This window comes from Propioniciclava sp. (assembly GCF_029977985.1).
GTDB lineage: Bacteria > Actinomycetota > Actinomycetes > Propionibacteriales > Propionibacteriaceae > Propioniciclava.
The window spans coordinates 1-1539 of the sequence record NZ_JARKOT010000280.1 but is presented as its reverse complement, the minus strand read 5'-3'; the positions used below and the strand labels follow the sequence as shown (position 1 = coordinate 1539).

At 70.0% G+C, this 1539-nt stretch carries 1 protein-coding gene; it reads left to right on the top strand.

The features are described 5' to 3' along the window. Positions 1-1401: NAD(P)-binding protein (locus tag Q1K57_RS15030; protein ID WP_300084107.1), on the top strand; the 1401-nt coding region annotated here is incomplete at its 5' end. Between the last annotated feature and the right edge of the window lie 138 nt (positions 1402-1539).

Here is a 1539-nt window from a genome sequence, read left to right as displayed (position 1 = left end):
GGCCGCGTCTGCTACCACCCTTGCGAGACCGCCTGCAATCGCATCGAACTCGACGGCGCCGTCTCCAGCCACACCGTCGAGCGCTACCTCGGCGACCTCGCCATCGCCAACGGCTGGCAGTTCAACCCGCCGGTGCGCCAGTCCGGACGCCGCGTCCTCGTCATCGGCGCCGGCCCCTCCGGCCTGTCGGCCGCCTACCAGTTGGCCCTCCTCGGCCACGAGGTCGAGATCCGCGACTCCTCGGACGCCCCCGGCGGCATGATGCGCTACGGCATCCCCGAATACCGCCTGCCCCGCGACGTGCTCGACGCCGAGGTGGCCCGCATCACCGCCCTCGGCGTCACCATCACCCTCAACCACACCGTGGCCGACCTGCTCGAGGAGCAGCGCGAGGGCAACTGCGACGCGGTGTTCGTCGCCAACGGCGCCCACCACTCCAAGCGGGTCGACATCCCCACCCGCGACGCCGGCCGCATCGTCGATGCCGTCAGCTTCCTCCGCGACTTCGCCTCGGGCGAGAAGCCCGTCATCGGACGCCGCGTCGCCGTCTACGGCGGGGGCAACACGGCCATGGACGCCGCCCGCGTGGCCCGCCGGCTGGGCGCCGAGGAGTCGATCATCGTCTACCGCCGCACCGCCGAGCAGATGCCGGCCCACGCCGACGAGCACGACGAGGCCGTCCGCGAGGGCGTCAAGATGAACTGGCTGCGCACCATCAACTCCCTCGACGACGACGCCCAGATGCAGGTCGAGATCATGGAGCTCGACGAGAACGGCAAGGCGCGCGGCACCGGCCGCTTCGAGACGCTCGAGGCCGACACCGTCATCCTCGCCCTCGGCCAGGAGGCTGACTCGGGCTTCCTCAAGGTCATCCCGGGCATGCAGTTCGACGGCGACGTGGTGCAGGTCGACCCGAAGACCCTCATGACCGACGTACCCGGCATCTTTGCCGGCGGCGACGCGGTGCCCTCGGAGCGGACCGTCACGGTCGGCGTCGGCCACGGCAAGAAGGCCGCCCGCATGATCGACCTGTGGCTCAACAGCCGGCCCCACATCGAGCGCGAGAAGCACGACCTCGCCACGTTCGAGAAGCTCAACCTCTGGTACTGGGGCGACAATCGTCGCACCACCCAGCCCGAACTGGCCGTCGAGCAGCGGCAGAACTTCGACGAGATCGTCGGCGGCCTGAGCCCCGACGAGGCCTTCACCGAGGCGTGGCGCTGCCTGTCGTGCGGCAACTGCATCGAGTGCGACGGCTGCCTCGGCTCGTGTCCCGAGGACGCCGTCATCAAGCTCGGCAAGGGCCTGCGCTACCGCTACGACTACGCCAAGTGCACCGGCTGCGGCACGTGCTACGAGCAGTGCCCGGTCCACGCCATCGAGATGATCGCCGAGCGCTGAGCGCGGCCGAGGAAGGAAGACTCCCATGACGCAGACGCTGGCCCCGGCGGCGACCCAGGCCATCATCGACGGCAACGAGGCCGCCGTCTCGGTGGCCTACCGGCTCAACGAGCTGTGCTCGATCTACCCGATCACCCC